Origin of the sequence: Neobacillus sp. PS3-34, assembly GCF_030915465.1 — a bacterium.
Classification (GTDB): domain Bacteria; phylum Bacillota; class Bacilli; order Bacillales; family Cytobacillaceae; genus Neobacillus_A.
The window spans coordinates 3101459-3125450 of the sequence record NZ_CP133267.1 but is presented as its reverse complement, the minus strand read 5'-3'; the positions used below and the strand labels follow the sequence as shown (position 1 = coordinate 3125450).

General features: G+C 40.8%; 26 protein-coding genes and 5 pseudogenes. 9 read left to right on the top strand and 22 right to left on the bottom strand.

Annotated elements, in window-relative coordinates:
• Positions 1-140: 140 nt before the first annotated feature.
• From RCG23_RS16110 to RCG23_RS16085, 6 genes and pseudogenes are all read right to left on the bottom strand, one after another.
• Positions 141-461 carry a hypothetical protein gene (locus RCG23_RS16110; protein WP_308176547.1) on the bottom strand — a complete coding sequence of 107 codons (321 nt, stop codon included), beginning with the start codon at positions 459-461 and terminating at the stop codon, positions 141-143.
• A 238-nt stretch (positions 462-699) separates the two neighbouring features.
• Positions 700-1371: a beta-phosphoglucomutase gene (pgmB, locus tag RCG23_RS16105; RefSeq protein WP_308176546.1), complete on the bottom strand. Its 672-nt coding sequence runs from the start codon at positions 1369-1371 to the stop codon at positions 700-702.
• A gap of 18 nt (positions 1372-1389) precedes the next feature.
• Positions 1390-3692, bottom strand: a pseudogene (locus tag RCG23_RS16100) (glycoside hydrolase family 65 protein).
• Between the two features lie 294 nt (positions 3693-3986).
• Positions 3987-4535: a superoxide dismutase family protein gene (locus RCG23_RS16095; protein ID WP_308176545.1), complete on the bottom strand. Its 549-nt coding sequence runs from the start codon at positions 4533-4535 to the stop codon at positions 3987-3989.
• Positions 4536-4637: 102 nt separating this feature from the next.
• Complete coding sequence (locus tag RCG23_RS16090) at positions 4638-4856, bottom strand: hypothetical protein (RefSeq protein ID WP_308176544.1); 219 nt, start codon at positions 4854-4856, stop codon at positions 4638-4640.
• A gap of 96 nt (positions 4857-4952) precedes the next feature.
• Positions 4953-5475 (bottom strand): annotated as a pseudogene (locus RCG23_RS16085) (peptidylprolyl isomerase).
• 325 nt (positions 5476-5800) lie between these two features.
• On the opposite strand from RCG23_RS16085, the gene RCG23_RS16080 reads away from it, so the two are divergent.
• Positions 5801-6181: a kinase-associated lipoprotein KapB gene (locus RCG23_RS16080; protein ID WP_308176543.1), complete on the top strand. Its 381-nt coding sequence runs from the start codon at positions 5801-5803 to the stop codon at positions 6179-6181.
• Positions 6182-6236: 55 nt separating this feature from the next.
• On the opposite strand, the gene kapD is transcribed toward RCG23_RS16080, so the two are convergent.
• Positions 6237-6857: a 3'-5' exonuclease KapD gene (gene kapD / locus RCG23_RS16075; protein WP_308176542.1), complete on the bottom strand. Its 621-nt coding sequence runs from the start codon at positions 6855-6857 to the stop codon at positions 6237-6239.
• 360 nt (positions 6858-7217) lie between these two features.
• Here kapD and RCG23_RS16070 point away from each other — a divergent pair, with 360 nt between their 5' ends.
• Both RCG23_RS16070 and RCG23_RS16065 read left to right on the top strand, forming a co-directional pair.
• On the top strand, positions 7218-8264 hold the full coding sequence (locus tag RCG23_RS16070) for a transglycosylase domain-containing protein (RefSeq protein WP_308176541.1): 1047 nt from the start codon (positions 7218-7220) through the stop codon (positions 8262-8264).
• Positions 8265-8275: 11 nt separating this feature from the next.
• Positions 8276-8935 (top strand): penicillin-binding transpeptidase domain-containing protein, encoded by a 660-nt coding sequence (locus tag RCG23_RS16065; protein WP_308180080.1) that lies wholly within the window; start codon positions 8276-8278, stop codon positions 8933-8935.
• 104 nt (positions 8936-9039) lie between these two features.
• On the opposite strand, the gene RCG23_RS16060 is transcribed toward RCG23_RS16065, so the two are convergent.
• The 4 genes from RCG23_RS16060 to RCG23_RS16045 form a co-directional block, all read right to left on the bottom strand.
• The gene (locus RCG23_RS16060) at positions 9040-9597 is read right to left on the bottom strand and encodes a DUF5366 family protein (protein WP_308176540.1); all 558 of its coding nucleotides are present in this window, start codon (positions 9595-9597) and stop codon (positions 9040-9042) included.
• Positions 9598-9682: 85 nt separating this feature from the next.
• Positions 9683-10069: a hotdog fold thioesterase gene (locus RCG23_RS16055; protein WP_308176539.1), complete on the bottom strand. Its 387-nt coding sequence runs from the start codon at positions 10067-10069 to the stop codon at positions 9683-9685.
• A 170-nt stretch (positions 10070-10239) separates the two neighbouring features.
• The gene (locus RCG23_RS16050) at positions 10240-10674 is read right to left on the bottom strand and encodes a DedA family protein (protein WP_308176538.1); all 435 of its coding nucleotides are present in this window, start codon (positions 10672-10674) and stop codon (positions 10240-10242) included.
• Positions 10675-10697: 23 nt separating this feature from the next.
• Positions 10698-10844 (bottom strand): hypothetical protein, encoded by a 147-nt coding sequence (locus RCG23_RS16045; protein ID WP_308176537.1) that lies wholly within the window; start codon positions 10842-10844, stop codon positions 10698-10700.
• Positions 10845-11048: 204 nt separating this feature from the next.
• Here RCG23_RS16045 and RCG23_RS16040 point away from each other — a divergent pair, with 204 nt between their 5' ends.
• Positions 11049-11450, top strand: coding sequence for a YuzC family spore coat inner layer protein (locus tag RCG23_RS16040; RefSeq protein ID WP_308176536.1), 402 nt, complete (start codon positions 11049-11051; stop codon positions 11448-11450).
• A gap of 73 nt (positions 11451-11523) precedes the next feature.
• Here RCG23_RS16040 and RCG23_RS16035 read toward each other — a convergent pair whose 3' ends face one another.
• Both RCG23_RS16035 and RCG23_RS16030 read right to left on the bottom strand, forming a co-directional pair.
• Positions 11524-11712 (bottom strand): hypothetical protein, encoded by a 189-nt coding sequence (locus RCG23_RS16035; RefSeq protein ID WP_308176535.1) that lies wholly within the window; start codon positions 11710-11712, stop codon positions 11524-11526.
• Positions 11713-11884: 172 nt separating this feature from the next.
• A pseudogene (locus RCG23_RS16030) lies at positions 11885-13393 on the bottom strand (leucyl aminopeptidase).
• 337 nt (positions 13394-13730) lie between these two features.
• On the opposite strand from RCG23_RS16030, the pseudogene RCG23_RS16025 reads away from it, so the two are divergent.
• A pseudogene (locus tag RCG23_RS16025) lies at positions 13731-14203 on the top strand (divergent PAP2 family protein).
• Positions 14204-14246: 43 nt separating this feature from the next.
• Here the strand turns inward: RCG23_RS16025 and RCG23_RS16020 are convergent.
• The 5 genes from RCG23_RS16020 to RCG23_RS16000 form a co-directional block, all read right to left on the bottom strand.
• Positions 14247-14954 carry a 3D domain-containing protein gene (locus tag RCG23_RS16020; protein ID WP_308176534.1) on the bottom strand — a complete coding sequence of 236 codons (708 nt, stop codon included), beginning with the start codon at positions 14952-14954 and terminating at the stop codon, positions 14247-14249.
• A gap of 126 nt (positions 14955-15080) precedes the next feature.
• On the bottom strand, positions 15081-15404 hold the full coding sequence (locus RCG23_RS16015) for a YuiB family protein (protein WP_308176533.1): 324 nt from the start codon (positions 15402-15404) through the stop codon (positions 15081-15083).
• Between the two features lie 81 nt (positions 15405-15485).
• On the bottom strand, positions 15486-15611 hold the full coding sequence (locus tag RCG23_RS16010) for a YuiA family protein (protein ID WP_308176532.1): 126 nt from the start codon (positions 15609-15611) through the stop codon (positions 15486-15488).
• 156 nt (positions 15612-15767) lie between these two features.
• Positions 15768-16256: an NUDIX hydrolase gene (locus RCG23_RS16005; protein ID WP_308180079.1), complete on the bottom strand. Its 489-nt coding sequence runs from the start codon at positions 16254-16256 to the stop codon at positions 15768-15770.
• 128 nt (positions 16257-16384) lie between these two features.
• Positions 16385-17602, bottom strand: a complete 1218-nt coding sequence (locus RCG23_RS16000; protein ID WP_308176531.1) for an NAD(P)/FAD-dependent oxidoreductase — start codon at positions 17600-17602, stop codon at positions 16385-16387.
• Between the two features lie 375 nt (positions 17603-17977).
• Between RCG23_RS16000 and RCG23_RS15995 the strand changes: the two are divergent.
• Positions 17978-18977 (top strand): annotated as a pseudogene (locus tag RCG23_RS15995) (NAD(P)/FAD-dependent oxidoreductase).
• A gap of 69 nt (positions 18978-19046) precedes the next feature.
• Here RCG23_RS15995 and RCG23_RS15990 read toward each other — a convergent pair.
• Positions 19047-19412, bottom strand: a complete 366-nt coding sequence (locus tag RCG23_RS15990) for a HesB/IscA family protein (RefSeq protein WP_308176530.1) — start codon at positions 19410-19412, stop codon at positions 19047-19049.
• 306 nt (positions 19413-19718) lie between these two features.
• On the opposite strand from RCG23_RS15990, the gene RCG23_RS15985 reads away from it, so the two are divergent.
• Positions 19719-20411 (top strand): DUF2225 domain-containing protein, encoded by a 693-nt coding sequence (locus tag RCG23_RS15985; protein WP_308176529.1) that lies wholly within the window; start codon positions 19719-19721, stop codon positions 20409-20411.
• 40 nt (positions 20412-20451) lie between these two features.
• On the opposite strand, the gene RCG23_RS15980 is transcribed toward RCG23_RS15985, so the two are convergent.
• Positions 20452-20691, bottom strand: coding sequence for a YuzB family protein (locus RCG23_RS15980; protein ID WP_308176528.1), 240 nt, complete (start codon positions 20689-20691; stop codon positions 20452-20454).
• A gap of 319 nt (positions 20692-21010) precedes the next feature.
• Between RCG23_RS15980 and RCG23_RS15975 the strand changes: the two genes are divergently transcribed.
• The gene (locus RCG23_RS15975; RefSeq protein ID WP_308176527.1) at positions 21011-22078 is read left to right on the top strand and encodes an NAD(P)/FAD-dependent oxidoreductase; all 1068 of its coding nucleotides are present in this window, start codon (positions 21011-21013) and stop codon (positions 22076-22078) included.
• 158 nt (positions 22079-22236) lie between these two features.
• Here the strand turns inward: RCG23_RS15975 and RCG23_RS15970 are convergent, their stop codons facing one another.
• Positions 22237-22563: a YuzD family protein gene (locus RCG23_RS15970; protein WP_308176526.1), complete on the bottom strand. Its 327-nt coding sequence runs from the start codon at positions 22561-22563 to the stop codon at positions 22237-22239.
• Between the two features lie 153 nt (positions 22564-22716).
• Between RCG23_RS15970 and RCG23_RS15965 the strand changes: the two genes are divergently transcribed.
• A complete protein-coding gene (locus RCG23_RS15965) occupies positions 22717-22953 on the top strand; it encodes a NifU family protein (protein ID WP_308176525.1) in 237 nt (78 codons plus the stop codon).
• 54 nt (positions 22954-23007) lie between these two features.
• On the opposite strand, the gene RCG23_RS15960 is transcribed toward RCG23_RS15965, so the two are convergent.
• Positions 23008-23991: a 2-hydroxyacid dehydrogenase gene (locus tag RCG23_RS15960; protein WP_308176524.1), complete on the bottom strand. Its 984-nt coding sequence runs from the start codon at positions 23989-23991 to the stop codon at positions 23008-23010.
• Position 23992: the final 1 nt, after the last annotated feature.

Genomic DNA, 23992 nt, shown 5'->3' with positions numbered 1-23992 from the left:
TTTGATTTGATTAATCCTGTCCGAATAGACCACTGATTCGGACACGATAGCCTTTGACTTGATTGAACTTGTCCGAATAGACCACTGATTCGGACACGATTGCCTTTGATTTGATTAATCCTGTCCGAATAGACCACTGATTAGGACACGATTGCCTTTGATTTGATTAATCCTGTCCGAATAGACCACTGATTCGGACACGATTGCCTTTGATTTGATTGGACCTGTCCGAATAGACCACTAATTCGGACACGATAGCCTTTGATTTGATTGAACTTGTCCGAATAGACCACTGATTCGGACACGATTGCCTTTGATTTGATTGAACTTGTCCAAATAGACCACTGATACGGACACGATAGCCTTTGATTTGATTGAACCTGTCCGAATAGACCACTGATTCGGACACGATAGCCTTTGATTTGATTGAACCTGTCCGAATAGACCACTGATTCGGACACGATAGCCTTTGATTTGATTAATCCTGTCCGAATAGACCACTGATTCGGACACGATAGCCTTTGATTTGATTGAACCTGCCCAAATTAGCCACTAATTCGAAATCGAGAGCTTTGATTTCAACAAAACTTACCTTAAGTAGTCTCTAAGTAGAAACAAATTATGACAAAAACAACAAAGGTTACGAAAAGAGTCTTAAAAAAACAAAGGCTCCAGAATAAATTTCTGAAGGCCTTAATTTTATTTATTTTGATAGGCTTTTACAATTTCTTCAAAGGAAACCTTTTCGGTGTTTTCGTATACGATGTCAGCCTTCGAAAGAGTCTCTTCACTGCCGATTCCAACCGCGAACATTCCAGCCCCTTTTATCGAGTCAACACCTGCCGCCGCATCCTCAATTCCAATACACTCAGATGGTTCTACTCCAAGCTGCTCTGCTGCCTTTAAGAAAATTTCAGGATCTGGCTTTCCTTTTAAAATTTTCGCAGCATCTACAATTGTGTCAAATTGCGATGTCAATTCAAGCCGGTCCATGACTGTGAAAGCATTCTTGCTTACAGAAGCGAGCCCAAGCTTTAAGCCCTCTGCCTTCAATGTCGCAATCAGGTCTTTAATGCCTGGCAATAAATCAGCGGGAGTGATGCCTTCAATCAGACGGCAATAATGAGCATTTTTCTTTTCAGCAAGGGCCGTTTTTTCTTCAATCGTAAAATCATTCTGCCGGCCACCGAGAAGAAGAATTTTTTCAAGCGAATCCATCCGTGAGATTCCCTTTAATTCCTCATTGAATTCCCTTGTAAAAGGGATATCCACTTCTTCCCCCAATGCCTTCCAGGCAAGATAATGATATTCTGCTGTATCTGTAATAACCCCATCAAGGTCAAAAATTATCGCTTTTAGTGATTGTATCATCGTGGCGAATCCCCCTTATCAATGTTTAACTGCCGCAGTTATCCGGCCATTTTCTTCTAAAGTGACGGTTTCGCCATAAAGTTTCATAGAAAGTGACGGGCCTTCTTGAGAAATAGTAACTTGATCGCTGGCCACTTCTACTTGAATCAAATGATCTCGATAAACAATTTTAAAAGTATAATGATCCCAAGATTTAGGGATGAATGGAGCAAAGGCAAGCCCTTCGTTTGCGGTCCTCATGCCTGCAAAGCCCTGGACGATCGCTAGCCAGGAACCAGTCATGCTGGTAATATGCAATCCGTCTTCTGTATCGTTATTGTAATTATCCAAATCAAGCCTTGCTGTACGATTGTACATTTCGTACGCTTTTTCCTCCATGCCTAGTTCCGCAGCCAAAATGGAGTGAATGCAAGGTGAAAGTGATGATTCATGGACAGTCATTGGTTCATAAAACTCAAAATTGCGGCTCTTCTCTTCGGCGGAAAATTCATGGTTTAAAAAGTATAGGCCTTGAAGAACGTCTGCCTGTTTAATGAAACAGCTGCGCAAAATTCTATCCCATGACCATTTCTGATTTAATGGACGTTCAGCCGGGTCAAGGTCATCAGCTTTCATTAAATCTTTATCCAGGAAGGTATCGTGCTGAACAAAAACGCCAAGTTCCTCATCATAAGGGAAATACATTTTAGAAATGATTTCTTTCCACTTAGCCTGTTCTTCCATGCTGATGCCCAGTCCTGAAACCCTTCCCTCAAGACCATTTTCTTCCAAATAATGAATTGTTTCAAGTGTATATCTTAAGGTCCACGTGGCAATTAAATTGGTATACCAATTGTTATTAATATTATTTTCATACTCATTGCGCCGGTAACGCCGTGAATCATGTATTGATCCTTTTTCTTGTTATAGTGGACACGATCAGCCCAGAATCGGGAAATGCCTGTAAGAACATCAATTCCGTATTCGTTCAAATATTCGCGGTCTCCCGTATAATTCACGTAATTGTAAATCGCATATGCGATCGCACCATTCCGGTGGATTTCCTCAAAGGTAATTTCCCATTCATTGTGGCATTCAACACCTGTGAACGTAACCATTGGATATAACGCGCCTTTTAACCCCTGCTGCCGTGCGTTATGATAAGCACCGTCTAATTGATTGTGGCGATAGACAAGCAGGTTCCGTGACACTTCTGGCGAAGCAGTTGATAAATAAAGCGGAATCGCATATGCCTCTGTATCCCAGTATGTTGCTCCGCCGTATTTTTCACCTGTAAATCCTTTGGGACCGATATTGAGCCTTGCATCCTCCCCGTAATACGTACTGAATAGCTGGAACAGATTAAAGCGAATTCCCTGTTGGGCTTCTTCATCACCGCTTATTTCTACATCAGCTATATCCCAGCGCTGCAGCCAGCCTTTTTTATGTTCGTCCAGCAAAGCTTCGAATCCTTTCACTGCACTTCTTACGAGCACTGCTTTCCCGTTTTCCAGGAGCTGCCCTGCCTCATAGTCACGGTCCGTTGTGACAGCAACATATTTATATAGCATTACCGATTTACCTTTTTGGAGTTCAACATTAATTGTGTTATCCACATACTCATGCTTCACATCCGATGTAACCGCCTTCACGTTTCCCTCCACTTCCAGCTTCATCGTTGCTGCAACCTGGAAGGTCGGAGTGCCAAATGGATTATCCTTCGTTTTCATAACAAGACTGCCTTCGAAATCAGCAGCTTCTTTGCTGATTTCCACCCAGAAATCTTCATCGTAATTGGAGTCTTCATTACGGATATCTCCATCCAAATAAGGAATAAACGTAACTTCCCCCTCGTAGTTCTTAGCAGTTACTTTATATTGAATAACAGCCAATTCACGTTCTGCGACTGATAGGAAACGGACAGCTTCTATTTCTGTCTGCTTTTCTCCGTGACTGACAGTAAACTTTCTGGTTAATACTCCATGCTGCATATCGAGCTCACGATAGTATTCATTCACCTGACCCTGATTTAGATCGATTTCCTGTCCGTCCACAAGGACACGGATTCCAATATAATTAATAGAGTTGATTACTTTTCCAAAATACTCAGGATAGCCATTTTTCCACCAGCCAACCCTCGTTTTATCAGGGAACCATACTCCGGCGATATAGGAACCACGATGGAAGTCACCTGAATATGTTTCTTCAAAGTTCCCCCTCATTCCCATATGGCCATTTCCTAGGCTCATAATACTTTCAGCGAGGCGAAAATCTTCTTTATGAATATTAGTTTCGACTATTTTCCAATTGTCTACCTTAAATAATCTTTTCATTATTTTCATCCTTTAATAAAAATTGTGCAACCGTTTTCGCAATTCACGAAAAAAAATTGCCGGCATAAACCTATGTGTCTATTATAATCAATTCTGTCCAAAAGAAAAATGAATATTTTTCAACAGAATGGGAAGCAGTTAAAATAAAGAAAACGTTTGCATTATCTTTAATAATACTAGTACAAAGCCCTCTTGTACAGGATGAACCTTACGTTAAATAAAATAAAGAATATTTTATATTTTCTCTAATTTCCACAAAATAAAGGACTATACCATAAAAGGAATAGTCCTGTTGATTTTGACTTATTGTTTCTCGTCCTGGGAATTTTTCTGCCCTTTTTTATTCTTTGAAATTTCACCGCATGCTATCCGGTTGCCGGAATCACCAGCGGGCTGTGCCATTCCATCGTCTTTGCCTTCATGGATAACAATCGAGGTGCCTTCCTTCGTAAACAAGGATGTTTTTCCATTCTGTAAAGTAACTTGAGGGGCCATGAGCTCTGCCTTCACTTTTCCATCTCCGCCAACAATTAAATTAGGAAGATCACCGGCATGTGCCCCTTTTGGATGGAGCAGACCGTGCTCTTTATTATCAGGATTAAAGTGCCCGCCTGCCGATTTAAAATCAGGTGCTTCACATTTTCCTTTGTCGTGGATATGGATTGCATGCTCCCCGGCTGTTAGCCCGCTTAGATTCACTTCCATTTTTACTCCCTTAGGCTGTTCGGATAATGTGATCGTGCCAAGTGAATCACCAGCAGGATTAAACATATCCACAGCAACCTTCTTCGGATTACCTTCCGTACATCCTGTTAAAATTAACAGCGGAAACAGCATCCAGATTTTTTTCATCCGCAAATACCTCCAAAAAAGACAATTTGTCTTCAGTATCACCAGTATGCATTTTTGGTAAACCTGAGATAGGATGTTTTAGCGCAAAAAAAGACAGCCTGTCTAGAGGCTGTCCCTGTTTTGATCTTGATTATGCTGTTGGAATATCTTATCTTCCAGTTCTTTCGCTTTATTCGCTTCACGTTTGGATATTTTAATAATCAGCCACATCGCGGCCAGCGCTCCAATAAAAAAGATGCCCAATGTAATGGCTGCTGGGATATATTCCGATTTATCTTCAGGAAAATATAAAAATAGCGCTAAGACATACGAATGAACCATACTCTACTACTTCCTTTCTGCAAAGGCAGTGCTTCAATGATTCATTATATCAATATCGGGTAATGCAACCAAGTATTTCAATCCTTCACAGTTAAACTATTTTATTACTGTGATTTTTTTAATCACTACATCTTCTTCCGGCTTATCATTTGCGCCTGTTGCCGTGTTGGCAATTTTATCGACAATATCCATCCCCTCAATGACTTGTCCAAAAACAGTGTGCTTGAAATCAAGCCATGGAGTACCGCCATGTTCATCGTATGCATCAATAATTCCCTTGGGATAACCGGCTTTTTCCATTTGCCCTTTCATCTGAGGATCCAAACCTGTTTTCTGGACAATAAAAAACTGGCTTCCATTCGTATTCGGCCGAGTTCGCCATTGATAAAGCACCACGGAGATTAAAAAGATTTCTGGAGAACTCATCCTCAAATGGCTTTCCATAAATGCTGTCCCCGCCCGTTCCATTACCGTTGGGATCTCCTCCCTGAATCATAAAATCCTTGATAACGCGATGGAATATCAGCCCGTTATAATAGCCTTTTTCACTATGCTTAATAAAGTTTTCGACTGCCTTGGGCGCATATTTAGGAAATAACTTAATTTTAATTTTCCCCATGGTCGTTTCCATTTCCACTGCTTTTTCATTTTCACCTATTTCAGCAGAAAGCTGAGGATACATTGAATTTTCCACGTTTTTATTCCCTTCCTTTTGAGAGGTTGTAGGGGCATTTTTCTCTTTGCCTGAGCTGGTTTTATCACCAGCGGTGCCGCATGCAGACAGCAGAAGCATAACAGCGAATACAATAGCAAAATGTTTGATTCTCATTTTATCATTCCTCCATTTTTTCACTTTAAACAACACTATGTATTTAAGTCTTTGTTTTTTATTTAACCATGTCTCATAATAAAATAAAATACATTCATCTACTGGAGGGAAAAAAATGTCCGAGTTAAAAATCGGTGATAGTGTGACCGCCATCTATAAAACTGGAAAATATATAGGGGAAATAACAGATATTCGCCCACAGCACTTTTTAGTAAGAGTACTGGGTGTAGTGAAACATCCAATGCAGGGCGACCTGCACCATCCTAAGGATGTGGAGGTGGGAATATTCCATGAACGCCGCGCCCTAGCTTTCAGAGAACAGACGAACGTTCCCAAAAATATGGTCAAGCCATTCGCTGACGAGGTTCCTGACTATATGGAATCCTTGAAAACGGCTGTCAACAAACTAAAATCGGAGCTGAGTGATGACTCTTCACCTTGGAGTGTTCAATGCTTAAAGAATATCGAAGAACTGGAAAAGGATTATTTCAAATAATTCATGCTCTAGCAAAAACCAAAAGGCCAAATCACTTTGCTCGTGATTTGGCCTTTTATGCAAATTCATTCAATAGTTTTGAAAAGTCAACCCTGTCTCCAATTGTTGTAGGTTCATGCTTTTCCAAATAACGCTTATCTTTTTCAACCAGTTTAAAAATATTATAAGTTGTCAGCGCATCATCAAGTGCCCGATGGTGCTTGCCAGTTCCTTCTTTTCCATACTCCTGGACCGCTTTCCAAAGGCCCGTTTGATTTTGGTCTCCAAAGAAACGTTTGTACTCCATCGACAAGTCCATTTCGGTAGCTTTAAATGGGAATGGAACCCCTGCGCGGCTGCAATTTTGCCGCAATACCTTCATATCCATGTTTCCCCATGTCACGATCGTATTATCGTAATACTGGTTAAACTCCTCCAGCTTTTTAATAAGTTCAAAAAATGAAATGCCCTCATTAACCTGCTTTTGAGTGATATGTAAGAATGATTTGCAGCGTTCAGATAAAATAGGAAATTGAACAGGCGTTACATACGCAGAAAATTGCTGGCGGATTTGATTATCAATAACTGAAACAATCCCCACTTCGATGATTTCCGGATAAAATTCCTTCATACGCACATTTCTCTCTGGCATCGTGAATTCAAAATCAATAAATAAATGCTGGCGCCTTCCTTTCATATTTCCACCCTCTTTCTCTTCTCTCCGTTTACTATCATTATATAGAGAACCTGTACAAAAAAATTGTGCATCTTCTCTATATCTATATTTTTTATTTCATTATAGCATGAATTATAAATCAATTTTTTAAATTTTTTCACAATAGCTGGGTGACTTTTTTCCTTCTAAATAAATAACCACATAAACCGATATTAATAAATGCAGGATAAGTTGTTTTTTTAAAAAAACCTACAGGATTTGATGTGCAAGATGAGAACTTTTTCCGGATTTATGATCATACTTCTTTTGGTGCCCATATTCATTTTTACTGTTTTTTTAACAGTGAATGAATGGGCGCACACCAAGAGCTTCCACGCAGTATTGGATGAAAAAATAAAAATTAAAAACATCAGTCTCCCGCAGACAAGCAAAATATTGGACCAAAATGGTGAGGTTACTGCAGAAATTTCCCAGGGTGAAATAAGATATTATCTTGAAGCAAAGGAAATACCTCTTTTCCTAAAAAATATCTTTGTAGTCTCAGAGGATCGAAATTTTTACGAACACCCCGGTTTCGATTTAAATGCAATGGGCCGTGCCATGGCAATCAATATAAAAAGCGGTGGTATATCCCAGGGAGCAAGTACCATTACACAGCAGCTGGCAAGAAACGTGTACCTTAATCCCCAAAAAACATATAACCGAAAACTGAGTGAGCTTTTATACGCTTATCAGATTGAACGGCATTTATCTAAGGAGAAAATCCTTGAACTTTATTTGAATGCGATTTATTTTCAGAACGGTGCCTATGGGCTTGAGGCGGCTGCCAGGGAGTATTTTAACAAGCATATTCAAGAGCTTACCCGGGGAGAACAGGCTTTTATTGCTGCTATACCAAACAATCCTTCCCTTTACGACCCGCTCAAGCATTTTCAATTTACGAAATCGCGCCAGGAGCGCCTGCTGGATCAAATGAGGGCGGCAGGATTCATAAGCAATGTTGAGTTGACACAAATAAAAGCGGAGCCCATCCACTTAAACTTACAGCATAAACTGGATCTATATCCTGATTATACCGATTATGCAGAGGCTGAATTAAAGGAATTGATTAAAAAAGAGGAAGGCTATGACACGTTGCTCGCAAATGCATCAGGCGATGACATTAAGGTCGTTGAGGAAAAATTGAATAGGCGATTTGAAGACATACTACACTCCGGAATAACGGTCCATACCGCCCTTGATACTAAGATTCAGGAACAGGCTCAGGCTGCGGTGAAAAGAAACCTCCCCTATCGCGATGTAGAGGGTGCAGCTGTCGCCATTCGCCTAAAAGATCATGCCGTGATTTCCCTTGTAGGAGGGAAAGATTACCAAAGGTATAACTTTAACCGGCATATCAATCATTTCGGCAGCCAGGCTCTGCCATAAAACCTTTGCTGGTGTACGCTCCATTTTTCGAGCGGACGCACGAATCTCTTGCAAAGAAAATAAGCGCTGCCGCATTTTGTGATCATGGTTATTGTCCTGAAAACTATGGAAAAGCCAAATACGGGAATGTCACGCTGGAAAGTGCCTTTATCCATTCCTATAATACACCTGCCGTCCGCCTCCTCAGGCAAGTGGGTGTCAATAACGCATTCAAGGACCTGGATAAATTCCACTTTCAGCAGGTCACTGCAATGGACCATGTTCTGCCTGCAGCTATCGGAGGTTTTTCAGTAGGCATGTCGCCTCTTGAAATGACAAGTGCTTATACCGTTTTTGGTAATGAAGGGATTTATCAGCCTTCACATGCCATCACCAGCGTCACGGACCAACACGGAAAGATTCTGTATACATGGAAGGACCAGGAAACAAGAGTTTGGAGCAAAGAGACAGTAGGAAAAATTCGTGCATTAATGAGGCAGACGGTTTTATCCGGAACCGCGAAAAAGGCGTTTATTCCAACATCATATGCCGGAGGAAAAACGGGTACGACTAACAATTATAAAGACTACTGGTTTATCGGGCTAACCGATAAAATGACCATTGGTGTGTGGGTGGGAAAGGACAAGCCCGAAAGCATGGAAACGTTTGAAAAGAAATGCCCCACCTTCTGATCTGGCGGGATATTGCGAAATCTTCATTTTCTCAGTGAGAAATTAAATGGGGTGTCTCATGAATGAGACACCCCTTTTTGAGGTTTTTGGCATTATCGGCTTTTTCAAACTGGCAAACTCGCGAGGATGCTGTTATATACCTTAACGGCTAGATAGGTTACACCGAGAATCAGGATCGACCATGCCATCACTTGAAAAAAGATAATCCCAATCAGGCCAGGAGTGTTTAGTGCACCGCTCACCTTGAAAACGAAATAAATAAAGTAAATCAAGGCAGTCAGGGCAAACACCCCGGCTATCCCCACGACATGCTGAATGCTGAGCAATGAGGCTGCTGCACCGGCTAGGAAGATCATCGGACCATTCCTGACCTTTTTCAGGCTTTCTCCGTCAGAATCCTGCGAAAAAAAGAGCAGTGACAATTCATTGATTGTGTCGGCAACTATTTTTAAAGCTGCGAAAACCATAAAAAACAAAACGGTTAATAGAGCTAATAAGGAAAGCTTTACACCGCTTTCCGAAAAGAATTCAAGCATCCCTTTATATATACCTGTTTTTTGCAAAAAACCTAAAAGGGGCATCTCGACTCCGATCGCTAGCGATAAACTGAACAATAATATAGATAATAGCGGAAAATAGCTTGTTAAATAGGTGTTTTTCATAGCAAAGCTCCCAATTTTTCTTCAACACCTATTATTAATTAAATTTATAAAGTAAACAAGAAGAAAAAAAGCAGCCGAAAGCTGCTTATTTTTTCAACTGGATAACAGCCATTGTACATCTGGAAATGCAGATTAGCTTATCCTGTTCATCTGTAATTTTAATATCCCATACCATCGTTGTTCTTCCCTGATACAGAACTTCTGCAACAGCAGTAACCGTCCCATCCTTTTTTGGACGAACATGGTTTGCATTAATCTCAAGCCCTGCCACTGCTTCCTTTTCCTTGTCCACTAGCTCATAGGCTCCGATACTTGCTACTGTTTCCGCCAAGGCGACCGATGCACCGCCATGCAGCAGCCCGAACGGCTGGCGTGTACGCTCATCGACAGGCATGGTCGCGACGACTTTCCCTTTTTCCAAAACAGTAATTTCAATTCCAAGTGAGTCAATCATTGTGTTTTTTAACTCCATCCCTATCCCTCCAAGACTCTTATGTAAAATGATGCCATTTTAATTATTATAATATGAACCATCCTATTACTGTCCACTTTCATACCAATCATTTATTTTTTTCTAGTGGAATCGTTTCACCTGTATACCTGTAAGATTGTACACTGAACAGACTTACTTGTGATTCCTCATTAAGATTTTCTCGTTTTAGACGCTTTCGTTTTTTCCACAATACGTAAACAACTGCAATTACAACTGCAATCATTCCAGTAATAAATAAAGCTCCTTTCCCATAGCGAATGATCTCGTCTAAATAATCTCCAAAAATGAACCCGGCAGAAAACATCAGCGCCGAGCCAAATGAAAGCTCCGGAATAGGCATAGAGGGCAAAGGATCGAAAAGGAAGGCGGCTGAAGCCATATAGAAATGGTACAAAACTGCGGAGGCCAGGAATAAAGTAGCTTAACAATAAAGAAAATTTTCTATACTTGTCCATCAGTTGAAGGGAGGTTTCAAGGACATTGGCAAATCTTTGTCTCTTTTTAAAAAACCGCAAAAGCGGGCGGCAGACAAATCTTCCCAATAAATAACTCGTTGTCAGGGCTGCAAATATGCCAGACAGCATTACGAGGAAGGTAAGGTAAGGATTTAAAACCTTCTGAGAAAGGCCAAGCCAACAGTCATGCTAATAATTTCATTTGGAACAGGAAGACCGAATATTCCAAGCCATAGCCATAGAAAAATCCCTAAATATCCATTATCTTCAAAAAATTGAAGCAGCATTTCCATTTCCATCGCTTTGCCCTCCTCTCATAAGGTGGTTTCAATATTTAGAGGATGAAAATCAATTCAGTCCTTCCTATCCTATTTCCCGTTTTTTTCCTCCGCAATCCTGTTTATTTCTTTTTTATTTTTTGTATCCAGCTTGATTAGTCTAGGACTTTCCCCAAAATGAATAAAATAAAATGTACTTCAACTGTGTAGAAGGGGGCGGATTTTGTGAACTACCCTTATCCCTGTTCAGCCCAATTCATTTACCCGTATCCAATTTATTATAGCCCTGTGCCTTACATCCAGAACGACTTGAGAACTCCGCAAACAACCCCTCTTCCAGTTATAAATCCAGCCTTTTTTATGGAATCTGCAAAAACAATGCAGAGGGTTTTGGAAGATGCTCAAACAATTGTTGGGAAAATCGCTGGCTCCAAACAATTTTCACAGCAATTAATGAGTGCCGCACAATCAGGGAAAATGGATGCAGTCAGAAAAATCATTTACTCTGCAGGAGTCGGACAAATGCCGCGTATCTCTTATAATCCTGACGGTCTTCATCTGGAATTCACCGCCTCCGTTCACTCGCAGGCATGCTGCCGCCTTATTGTCGTATTACGCTGGCTATAACGAGTAAATGCCAAATTTTCACTATGTAAAACAAAGACAGCTCCATAGGGAACTGTCGTTTTTTTTCAAGTATTTAATAATAAGGGTAACCCATGCCCCCATAACCGCCGTAGTATCCTCCATAGCCTCCATATGGGTAGCCCCCGTAGCCTCCATATGAACTTAATAAAGCACTTCCTACCAGACCGCCTAATAGACCACCTACAAACGGGGCCTTCAAAACCAAAACCGCCATAGAATCGCCTTCTGCCAACCCCTCCATAAAACGGCCTGCCCCCAAATCCGTATGGCCTTATCCTATTATACATCTAGGATTTCCTCCCTTTTTATATGCCTACACTAATTCATATGCGGATGACCTGGTATTGGAGTGGGCTTCATGAATCCCAAGGCGAACAGAAAAACCCCCGGATCATGTCCGGAGGCTTACTGTATTATTTTTCAAAAGGTTCAAACCGTTCCACAAATAGTGCGAGCGTTCTTGCCATAACCCCTGTTGCACCCGCAGGCCTAATTCATACTCTTTCGAAGAAGTAGCCGTACCTGCGATGTCCAGGTGCACCCATGGCGTTTCTTCAGCAAATTCACCAATAAAGGCACCAGCCATAATGGCATGGCCTTTCACGTCCAGGAGAGTTATTCAAGTCGGCAATTTTGCTGCCGCGGACTCTTTCTTTATCTTTTTCAAAGATTGGCAGCCTCCACATTGGCTCTCCCGCTTCAACGGCTGCTTCGAGTACCTGCTCAAACAGCGCTTCATTGTTTGTCATCGCCCCGGTTGTATTCATGCCGAGCGCCACAATAACACCGCCTGTAAGGGTAGCTACATCGACCAGATATTCTGCACCGTGATGCTTAGCGTATGTAACGGCATCTGCTAAAACAAGTCGCCCTTCCGCATCTGTATTTAACACTTCAATTGTTTTTCCGCTTAATGAAGTAATCACATCATCCGGCTTGAAAGCTCCGCCGCTGATCATATTGTCTGTGGCAGGGATAACAGCAACCACATTCTGATCCGGCTTCAGCTCGCCGATAATTTCCATTGCACCCAGCACGGCAGCGCCACCACCCATGTCAGTTTTCATTCCGACAATGCCGTCCTTTGTTTTAATGGAGTAACCCCCCGTATCAAAGGTGATTCCTTTTCCTACCAGGCCAATTACATCCTCCCAATTTTCTTTTCCTTGATATTTCAGGACAATCATCTTTGGAGGCTCTGTGGAACCCTGGTTGACTGCCAGGAATGCTCCCATTCCAAGCTTTTCGATTTCTTCTTTATCTAGAATTTCTTTCTCGAATCCATATCTTGCCGAAAGCTCTTCCGCGTACTCAGCCATATCTGTTGCCGTAAGCATGTTGCCTGGCAAATTCACAAGCATACGTGCAGAATTCGTCCCTGAACCATATGCATAGCCCACTGATAGAGATGCACGCAGGTCCTCAGGTTCCGCTGCTTCACTGTAAAATGTAAGTTGCTGCAGACGTTTTTCCGGCTCATTCGACTTTTGTTTATATCCTTCAAATTCGTAGGTTGCCAAAGCGTATGCCTCACTTGCTGCATGAGCAATATCAAGCTCCTCGATGCCGGCAGCAACGAAAGAATTCAATAGGAATGCAGCCTCTGTCTGCTTGGCCGATTTGAGAGTTTTATAAAGAACTCCCAATGATTCCTTCAGCAGATCAAATGTCAATTCCTTCTCTTTTCCAAGTCCGACAATCCATAATCTTTTTGCGCCTACTTTTCCAAAACTATGTATTTTACTAACGGATTTAGCCTTTGCTGATATGTCGCCGCTCTTTACAAGCTCTGTCAGCTGGCCATCAAACGCCTCATCAAATTTTGCCAATAGGCCCTCAAACTTGGCAGGCTTATCAAAGAGGCCAATGACAATACCCTCATGTTCATTTACTAAATCAAAGTCTTTTTTTATCTCGAACATTCCTACACCCCCGGCTGATTCTCCCGCAAAACGGGCAGTAAAACTTCAACTTTCGGAAGTTTCACTTTATTTATTCATTATATCCAATAATGCCAACTATTTCGAGTATCTAATTATCCTCCATGTATAAAAACTATTTGGAAAGCATGAATTGACAAACGCCTTATATGTTACTAATCACTCTCCGTGGGTATAATGAAAAAACGGATCATCCTCAACATATCCTTCTCGTTCCGGCTAAAAAAAACTTTTCCCTGAATTTTTACTCTAAATTAAAAAATAACGCGTATTCATTAACTAACATTCCTTTAAAAAACATAAAGGTGGTAATACACATATGGACCTGCTGACAAACTTTCCTTTATGGGCCGCTTGGCCGCAATATTCTTTGCCCAATTTATTAAAGTTCCCATACAGTTTATTGCAACAAAAAAGCTTGATTGGTCGCTGCTTACAAGTACTGGCGGAATGCCAAGCTCCCATTCTGCTGCCGTTACCGCTCTCTCCACAGCTGTGGCCCTGGAAAGGGGTATGGATTCAGCAGTCTTTGCCGTTTCTGCCATTTTTGCCATCATCACCATGTTTGATGCAACGGGGGTGCGTAGGCAGGCTGGGGAACAGGCAATTGTTCTTAATAAATTAGTAGCGGATTTCTCAAAGTTCATGGAGGAAGCTAAGGTTTGGCAGAAAAAGCCCGAGCATGAAAAAAGAAAGGAACTAAAAGAATTATTGGGTCATAAACCCATCGAGGTGTTCTTTGGAGGAATGACAGGAATTTTCCTTACTCTCGTCATTTACTATTTTCTGTAATTACTACAACAAAAAACAGGCATTTCGCCTGTTTTTTGTATTTCTATTCCGATTTAATATATTGCTGGCGGAACACTTGCATTGCTTCGTTTTCATTCCATGCAGTTAATTGTTCCTCGCTTAAATTGCCATCGCCCGTTTCTATTATGTACACATCAAGCGTCTTTTTACCCCATTTTTTATAGACGTCGTCGACTGTCTCATAATATAAATCCAATTTATTCCCTTTAATAGCGCCGCCTTTGTCTGCTACGACTCCATACCCATAACCAGGGATAAAGAGGACAGTTCCAATTGGAAAGACGTTTAAATCAGCCGCCACAGTCGAATAAAGATCACGCTTAACCTTTACCCCAGAATAAGTGATGCCGAATTCAGGATGGTTTTTATATTTTCCGGTTGATTCATAGCCTGCTGTATATCCTGTTGCAGTGACAGTCTTCTTTGGGTATTGCGACCAATTAATGGCTTCCTCCAATGGAGGAACTTCAGCTGCTGCTTCACTTGAAGATATAAGCGGTTTAAGCTCTGCCGCACGTTTAATCGGCTTGAAAGCCAATTCAATCGATTTGAATTTATTTTTAATAAAAGAAACTTCGGCTTCATCCTGCTTCCAGCCATCATTAATACCAACAAACGAAATAAGGGATTTTGCTTCTACACCTGAAATCGTTTGGAAGGTCGTTAAGAGTGCCATCAGAAAAAGAAATGTCATGGCAAATCGCCTTGTCCAACTTTTAAATCTTTTCATATATTTTTCACTCCTCCCAAAAGTAATCTTTTCCCAAGATTCAAGGGAATATTCCTAAAGGGAGCAAAAAGTTACTTAGCATGCTTAAATTAACAAAAAAAAGCCTCTTACTCGAAAGTAAAAGGCTTAAAACATCTGGTACCCATTTTTGCGCAGCAGCTTGATTGTAATTCCAGCTACAATTGCTCCTGCAAACCCACTGAGCAAAATAAGGACATCCGCTACAGCAAGAGTGCTGAACCTGTGCCCCAGTTCTTGAAAAGCGTTCCGGCTGTCAGTGAAATATTTAATAAAGCGTACTTTATCAACTATAAAAATAGCAATTACCGGATAAATAACTGCCATGATCCAGGACATTCGAAGAAGCATATTAAGTAAAAATCCAATTCCAAAAAATAGTACAAAAAATAATAGCATCGATATAATTAAGACAACAATATTCATCTGCATTAAAAAACTCCTCCTCTGCACATCAACACTAAGTGTACTGAATGCAGAAAAAGGAGTCAATGTATTGGTGAAAATATTAATTTAGTCTTTTCTTTTTCCTGATCCGCCACAGCAGGTGCAAGTCTCTGATCCGCCAAGAAGCAATTGGAAGTATCCATTTCCTGAACAGTAATCACATTTTTTTGAGTCTAATTTCTTCGCCGTCATGCGTGTCATCTCCTTTAAATATTAACTTAATTTTCTGATAATATATCAAGGATACAAAAATTTGAAAAGGCGAGTATTTGACCAAAATCGCTTATGTAAACGGATACATACATATTTATCTGCAAATTACTCATTGTTCCTTATATTTTTGAAAATTTAGAAAAATAGCTTATAAGCAGTGTATCCAAATTGATCCCCGGGATTTAATCCATCGGCACCAGACCTTGAAAGCATCTGCTCTACTCCGATCAAATAATGAAGAAGAATGGATGCATCCTTGTCAGCTGCCAATTCTTCTATGCTCATAAATTTTGCTTCAAAGAGCTCGTTTTCCTGATGCTTCAATTTACTATCCCCATTCTGCTCAAGAAGGAATACAAGCATGTTATCACTGACTTCTCCTTTAATTACCCCTGTTCTTAGGCCAAGGAGTCCCTTCACCGTACAATTAATTCCCGTCTCTTCCTTTACTTCTCTGATTACGGCATCATCTGCTGTTTCTCCTGCCTCTACAAATCCTGCCGGCAAGGACCAGTTTCCTTTTAAACCGCCGTATTTCTTTTTTACTACCAGCCACCTTCCATCAGAAGACCTTACTAATCCCGCGACCGCTAGCCAGACACTGCCCCGTTTATTTTCCTTCATCACTTCCCAATCCCTTCATTACCATCTAAAGTGATTGTATCAGGAGATAGGATTAAAACTAAACAGCCAATTATTTTTTATATTGGCAAATTAAAAAGAGGACAGATCAGCTCTGTCCTCTAAATTACTTAAAATATATTAAATTTACCTTTTTTCATAACAAGTGAAGCCCCGCCAACCATGTAAAGAGCACGGTTATCGATCATCTTCTTCATGAAAGATGCCTTGCCGCCTGTTAGCTTTTTACCGTAAACGACACCGATTGCATCGTCTTCACCAAGAGAACATACGGTACCTTTAATATCTGGCTTAAATGCCTCAAGCTCTGTTTTTTCACGTACAAGTGCCGCTAAATTGCGGGCACAAACATCACCCTGCTGCATAGCGATTTGAGCTGTAGGAGGGTATGGGCGATTGATTTCTTCATTGATCATCAATGAGCAGTCTCCGATGATGAACACATCATCATGACCCGGAACACGAAGGTCTGGCTGAACTTTAACACGCCCACGCATTGCTTCAAAGCCTGATTTTTCAATGATTGAGTTACCACGAACTCCAGCAGCCCATACAACAGTACCTGCCTTAATTTCGCGTACTTCTTCTTCACCTTTAGCAACAAGGATGCCATCAGGTGTACATTCTTTAATCGCAGTACCAATTAAGAATTCAACGCCTTTTCTTTCCAATTGAGCTACAGCGTAATTAACAAGCTCAGGGTCAAAGCCTGGAAGAACCATTGGAGCGGCTTCCACACAAACAATTCTTACTTTATGGAAGTCAACGTCATATTCATGGCAAAGCTCAGGGATACGGTTAGTCAGCTCTCCAAGGAACTCAATTCCTGTGAAGCCTGCACCACCCACAACGATTACTAGTCTTTCATCTTTTTTCTCTTCTTCCATATTGTAGGTTGCAAATTGGTATTCAATGTGCTCGCGCAATTGGCGCGCCGAGTTCACGTTCACAATTCCAAATGCGTATTCCTTAAGGCCTTTAATGCCAAATGTTTCAGATTCTCCACCAAGGGAAACAACCAGATAGTCATAAGAAACTTCTCCTTTTTCAAGGATAACCTTTTTCTCTTCTTTGTTGATTTCCAATGCTGTATCCTGGATGAATTCCACTTTACTGCGATCGATTACATCGCGAATTTCATAACGTACACGGTCATGATGAAGCGTGCCTGCAGAGGCTTCATGAAGCCATGTTGTCTCATAATGGTAATCATTTTTATTAATTAGAACGATATCAGCTTCGTTCGCACCCATTAATTTTTGCAGGCGAACTGTAGTTATTAATCCACCGTATCCTGCTCCCAGGATAACTATTTTTGGCTTTCTCAAAGCAATCACTTCCACCTTTATTAGTAATTTTTATATTATTTCTTATTTTCCGCTGCTTGATTAAAATTTATTTTAATATGAAGAAAAAAGTTTGTGATATTGTTCACTAAAGCGTTCAAAATAATGTGCTGAATTTGTCACAAATTAGTAACAATATACCCAAATTACATCTTATTCTTTTTCTATTCGTTTTTCAAGCTATTTCTATTGGTTTAAAAACTTAAGAATTTTTAGAAATTAGCGCCATTTCCTTCATTAAATGTTTGAAAACGTTCACATTAATTTCCTAATTGTTGGAGATTAAGATGAGTAAAATTTGAAATTGTGGTATGATATTAAATGGATTTCTTACTACATCATTAGGGGGATATGGAGTTGCGAGAAGATCAAAAAGTTTACGATATCACCATTATCGGGGGCGGACCAACCGGTTTATTCACTGCTTTTTATGGCGGGATGAGACAAGCGTCTGTGAAAATCATTGAAAGCTTGCCACAACTAGGCGGCCAATTATCTGCACTTTATCCGGAAAAGTACATATACGATGTCGCAGGGTTCCCAAAAATCCGGGCACAGGAATTGATTAATAATCTTAAGGAACAAATGAAGAAATTTGAGCCTACTGTTGCTTTGGAGCAGTCCGTTGAAAAGCTTGAAAAGCAGGAAGATGGAACCTTCAAATTAACGACTGATAAAGAGGTTCACTATTCTAAAACGATTATCATCACTGCTGGCAATGGGGCGTTCCAACCACGACGTTTGGAATTGGAAAGTGCCGTTCAATATGAGAACAAAAATGTCCATTACTTCATTGATGACCTGAACCATTTTGCCGGAAAAAAGGTAGTAGTGTTTGGCGGCGGAGATTCCGCAGTGGATTGGGCTCTTATGCTTGAACCGATTGCTGAAAAAGTAAGCATCATACATCGCAGGGACAAGTTCCGTGCGCATGAACACAGCGTAGAAAATCTGTATAACTCTAAAGTCGAAATCAAAACTCCATTTGTCCCTTCAGAATTAATCGGTGATGACACTGGTGTTAAACAGGTTATAATTGGCGGTGCGGCAGGAGAAAATTCCGAAACATTAGATGTCGACGCTGTCATTGTCAATTATGGATTCGTGTCTTCTCTTCGCCAATTAAAGAATGGGCCTTGAAATAGAAAAGAACTCTATTGTAGTAAATTCAAAAATGGAAACAAATGTCCCAGGCATTTATGCAGCAGGAGACATTTGCACATATGAGGGCAAAGTAAAACTGATCGCATGCGGTTTCGGTGAAGCTCCTACAGCTGTTAACAACGCTAAAGCATTCATCGATCCAAAAGCGAAAATCCAGCCATTACATAGCTCCTCCATGTTCGGCGGACATTAAGCCGAAATACGATAAAGAACACGCTAAACAAAACCAGGCACCCCATTTGGGATGCCTGGTTTTGTTTTATTAACATTCCTCAGGTGTACCAGTGTTTGTCGCAGTCTTAAACGAAGAACCGCAGCCGCATGATGCGATGGCGTTTGGATTATCGATAGTAAAGCCGCCGCCCATCATGGATTGTTTAAAGTCGATCTTCGTCCCTTTAAGGGCTGGTGCACTTTCTTTATCGACAATGATTTGAATGCCATGCTGCTCAAAATGCAGATCATCTTCTTTGACTTCATGGTCAAAGCCCATTCCGTAAGATAAACCGCTGCAGCCCCCGCCTTTAATAGCCACTCTTAAAAGGGCTCCCTCTTCTTCATTATGCTTCATCATCTCTTTTATTTGCAGCGATGCTGCTTCGGTTAAAATAACTACCTCATTCTCCATTTGTCTTCCTCCTAATATGAATACTTTCAAACTATATGCCTACCCCGTCTATGGAGTTGTATGATTTGCTGCCGTATGTGCCTTTGTAAACACAACTGAAAAATATATTACTTATTAATAGTATATACACTGACCATGATGTACTCAACTAATTGGCACTTACATTTTTCGCATTAAAAATAATAAATTAGGAAATTCGACTCTCATTATTATAGTTTTTAGGATATAATCATAGTTAAAAAGTAACAATTTCTGAACAGATAAGATAACCATCGAACTATAACCCAAGAGCGGATGGTGAGTATATTGACTCAATTAGAGCCCCTTTATGATAAAAAGTGTGAATGCTTAATGTGCAAAAAGAATTTTATATCTCAAAAAATTCGTACACGTTTCATTAAACTAGCCGAAGTTGACACAGACTTCTCGCCAGCCTATCAGCCGCCTGAAAACAATCCCATCTTCTATCAGATACATGTGTGCCCATATTGCGGTTTTTCTTTCTCGGAAGAAACGATAAAGTATTTTCCGCCAAATTCAAGAGAGTTAATCCAAGAAAAGGTTGTAAACAATTGGACACCTCAAGATTTCGGAGGCAGCAGAACCATTCATCAGGCGATCCAAACTTATAAACTTGCCATCTATTGTGGTGTTTTAAAAAAGGAAAAACACATCGTCCTGGCCGGGATGTACTTAAGAGTGGCGTGGATGTATCGTTCCCTGCAGAATGACGGACAGGAGCAGCGGTTTATGAAGCTGGCTATTATGGAATACCACGAATCCTATTTAAAGGATGACTTTAGAGGAACTCAGGTTTCAGAAGTTAAGCTGCTTTACCTGATTGGTGAGCTTTCCAGAAGAACCCTTCAAACCCAGCAGGCCGTTCAATATTTTTCAAAAGTAATTGAACGGCAGAAACAATCCATCGAACCGAAAATAATCGAAATGGCCCGGGAACGCTGGTATGAAATCAGGGAAGAAAAGACACTTAATGCTTAAGCAAAAACAAGGGAATGGCGCTGGCCATTCCCTTTTTATATTAAAACATCGGATTATCCTCAAGGTATTGATAAATATTTTCTACCAATTCCTCAGGAGTATCCCCCGTTACAGGTTCTCCATTTACAAGTGCATAAAGTGTGGATGCACATTTTCCACAATACCCGAGACATCCATATTCAATTACATCTAAATTAGGATCCCTTTCCAGCTTCTCCCTTGCTTTTTGGGCACCACTGGCCAGATTGCTTATGCAAAATTCGATGATTGGCTGTATCATTACTATCACCTCTACTAACATATTATCCTACCCTTTTTGTTGATATCCGTCAATTACCACTAATCGCCGTTTACTGTCAAGATAATATTTTATTTGTTGTTATTTCGTCACAATTCCTTTATAATTTTCATGTGTCAAAATCCGTATTTTTATATAATTGTTATTTTTTAATAATATTTTTTAAACTTAGTGCAAACGGTTTCTTTTGGAAGTAATCAGGAAATCCATGATTATGCACGAAATATCGTTTATGGAAAAAGCTTTACGGGAAAATAACCAAATAATCGAACTGGAATTGTTGATAAAGGGGAAATTAACTATGAAGAACCTTGTAATTCTAGGCGGTGGCTATGGCGGAATGAAAATCCTCAACGAACTTCTGCCTGATCATCTACCTGATGATGTGTATATTACCCTGGTTGACCGGGTACCATACCACTGTTTAAAAACAGAATATTACGCATTGGCAGCGGGCACGATTTCTGACCGCCATGTCCGCGTTTCCTTTCCTGAACACCCTCAGCTTAAGGTTAAATACGGTGAAGTCACTGGCATAAACCTCGAAGAAAATAAGGTTTTACTTAAAGATGAGGAAGCGCTTTGTTATGATGACTTAATTATTGGCCTTGGCTGTGAAGACAAATATCATAATGTTCCTGGTGCAGATGAATTCACTTACAGCATTCAAAGCATTGAAAAATCCCGTGCTACTTACTCTATCCTGAATAACCTCCCACCGGGTTCCGTCGTAGGCATTGTCGGCGCTGGCCTGAGCGGAGTAGAGCTTGCAAGTGAACTAAGTGAAAGCCGTTCAGACTTGAATGTAAAGCTATTTGATAGAGGAGATCATATTTTATCCGATTTCCCTGACCGACTCAGCAAATATGTTGAAAATTGGTTTGATAAACATAATATCGAAATAGTAAATAATTCCAACATAACAAAGGTAGAGGAGAAACTGCTCTACAATCATGATGTACCCGTCCATTGCGATGTAATCGTCTGGACAGCCGGTATACAGGCTAATAGGATTGTCCGTGACATAGACGTTGAAAAAGACAAGCTTGGACGTCTGACTGTTACTCCACATCACCATTTGCCTGGAAATGAGCATGTGTTTGTGGTCGGAGACTGTGCGAGCCTTCCTCATGCCCCAAGTGCCCAGCTTGCTGAAGGCCAGGCAGAGCAAATCGTGGAAGTATTTAAAAAGCGCTGGAAGGGTGAGCAGCTTCCGCCATTCTTCCCGGCTATCAAACTAAAAGGCGTTCTCGGTTCTCTTGGAAAGAAGGAAGGGTTCGGAATGATGGCCGACCGTGCCATTACAGGCCGCGTCGCCCGTTTGATTAAATCTGGAATTCTTTGGATGTATAAATATCATAATGGATGATATAAGAAAAACTTGGCAATCGCCAAGTCATTAGGCGAATACCATAGTTTTTCTTATGCGTTTAGAATTTATGGATATAAATTCTGATTAGCTAAAGAAACCTCGCCGATTGGTGAGCTTAGAAAAAAGCAGCATTCCAATTTGGAATGCTGCTTTTTTTAGATGGATTGGTAGCCATGCTTTTCCAGTTCTGCAAAAATGGTTTTCAGTCGGGGATTGCCCTCCCCGACTATTTTATTTCCAATCAAAACCACTGGATAAAACATATCTTCCTCAATTACTCTTGCTGCAAAGTGCTTTTTTCCTTCTTCTTCAGGAGGGTTATGAATATCCACATAGGTGATGATGAACGGTTGATCTGCAAATTTCCTGCCAACAGCCGCCTCTAGCCATTCAAACGTTTCTTTTGATGACGGCAAATTTACACAGCTCGGGCATAACTGGTCTGCCCCATACACAATAATTTCGATTACCTGATTGGTCATAATAAGCCATCCTTGTTTTTTCTTTTATTTTATAATATTTGTTCAATAAAAATCTAAGAATTTAATTCAAATTTGAGATTTCCTTTTTCAGATAATGGATTTTTAAGCTGGATGACATTATAATAGTTAGTATGAAAGGAGTCGATTTTTAACATGACAGAACAAGAAATGAAAGCTCAAGTTCAGGAAGTTTTAGATAAATTACGCCCATTCCTTCTTAGGGACGGTGGAGACTGCGAATTAGTAGATGTTGATGAAGGTATCGTAAAACTCCGTCTTCTTGGAGCATGCGGCAGCTGCCCAAGCTCGACCATCACATTAAAAGCCGGTATCGAACGCGCTCTTTTAGAAGAAGTTCCTGGCGTTGTTGAGGTTGAACAGGTTTTTTAATTAGAAAGTCGACGATAGAAAAGCGATGGTCCCTTGGGCCATCGCTTATTTATTTCAGACACGCACTTTCCATTCTTTATTTACAACTGTAAGAGGATCCTTACCGGATAGAACTGCATCTATATTATCCAGGCAAAGCCTCATCATCGTCATCCTTGTCTCGATGCTGGAACTGCCAATATGCGGAAGGGCGACCACGTTAGGAAGCTTTAATAGAGGATGATCCGCTGAAATGGGTTCTTTTTCGAACACATCCAGGCCTGCTCCCGCAATCTCTTTATCCACAAGAGCTTCATATAATGCGGTTTCATCAATAACCGGCCCTCGTGACGCATTAATAAAAATCGCAGACTTCTTCATTTTTCTGAAAACCTCACGCGAAAACAGATTTTTAGTCGAGTCTGTCAGCGGTGTTAAGCAAACAATAAAATCTGACTGCGAAACAAGCTCCTCAAACGTGCTATAAACCGCACCCAGATTTCTCTCTGCTTCCAGTTTTCTTGATCGATTATGATAGAGGATTTCCATATCGAAACCTGTGGCGCGCTTTGCGACGGTTTCACCTATTTTTCCCATCCCTACTATCCCGATTGTTTTATGGTGGACATCATGGCCTGCCAAAAGGAGCGGGCTCCAGCTCTTCCATTTCCCTTGCCTGACCAGCTCAGACGCTTCCACAATTCGGCGGGCGGTTGCCATCAGCAATGCAAATGTTAAATCAGCAGTGGTATCCGTCAATACATCAGGAGTATTGCAAACTGCAATACCTCTTTTGTCAGCAGTTTTCAAATCGATATTATCAAAGCCGACTGCAAGATTTGCGACAACCTTCAGCCTGTCACCAGCATTTAAAACACTTTCGTCAATTGGATCAGACAGCATGGTTAAAAGCGCATCCGCTTTCTTTGCCTCTTCAATGAGCAACGCCTTTGGAACTGGAATATTTTCTTTTCCCCACATGCCGACTTCATATTTCGCTTGAATTGCTTCTGCTACTTCGCTAGGAAGCTTTCTCGTAATGTAGATGTATGGTTTCATG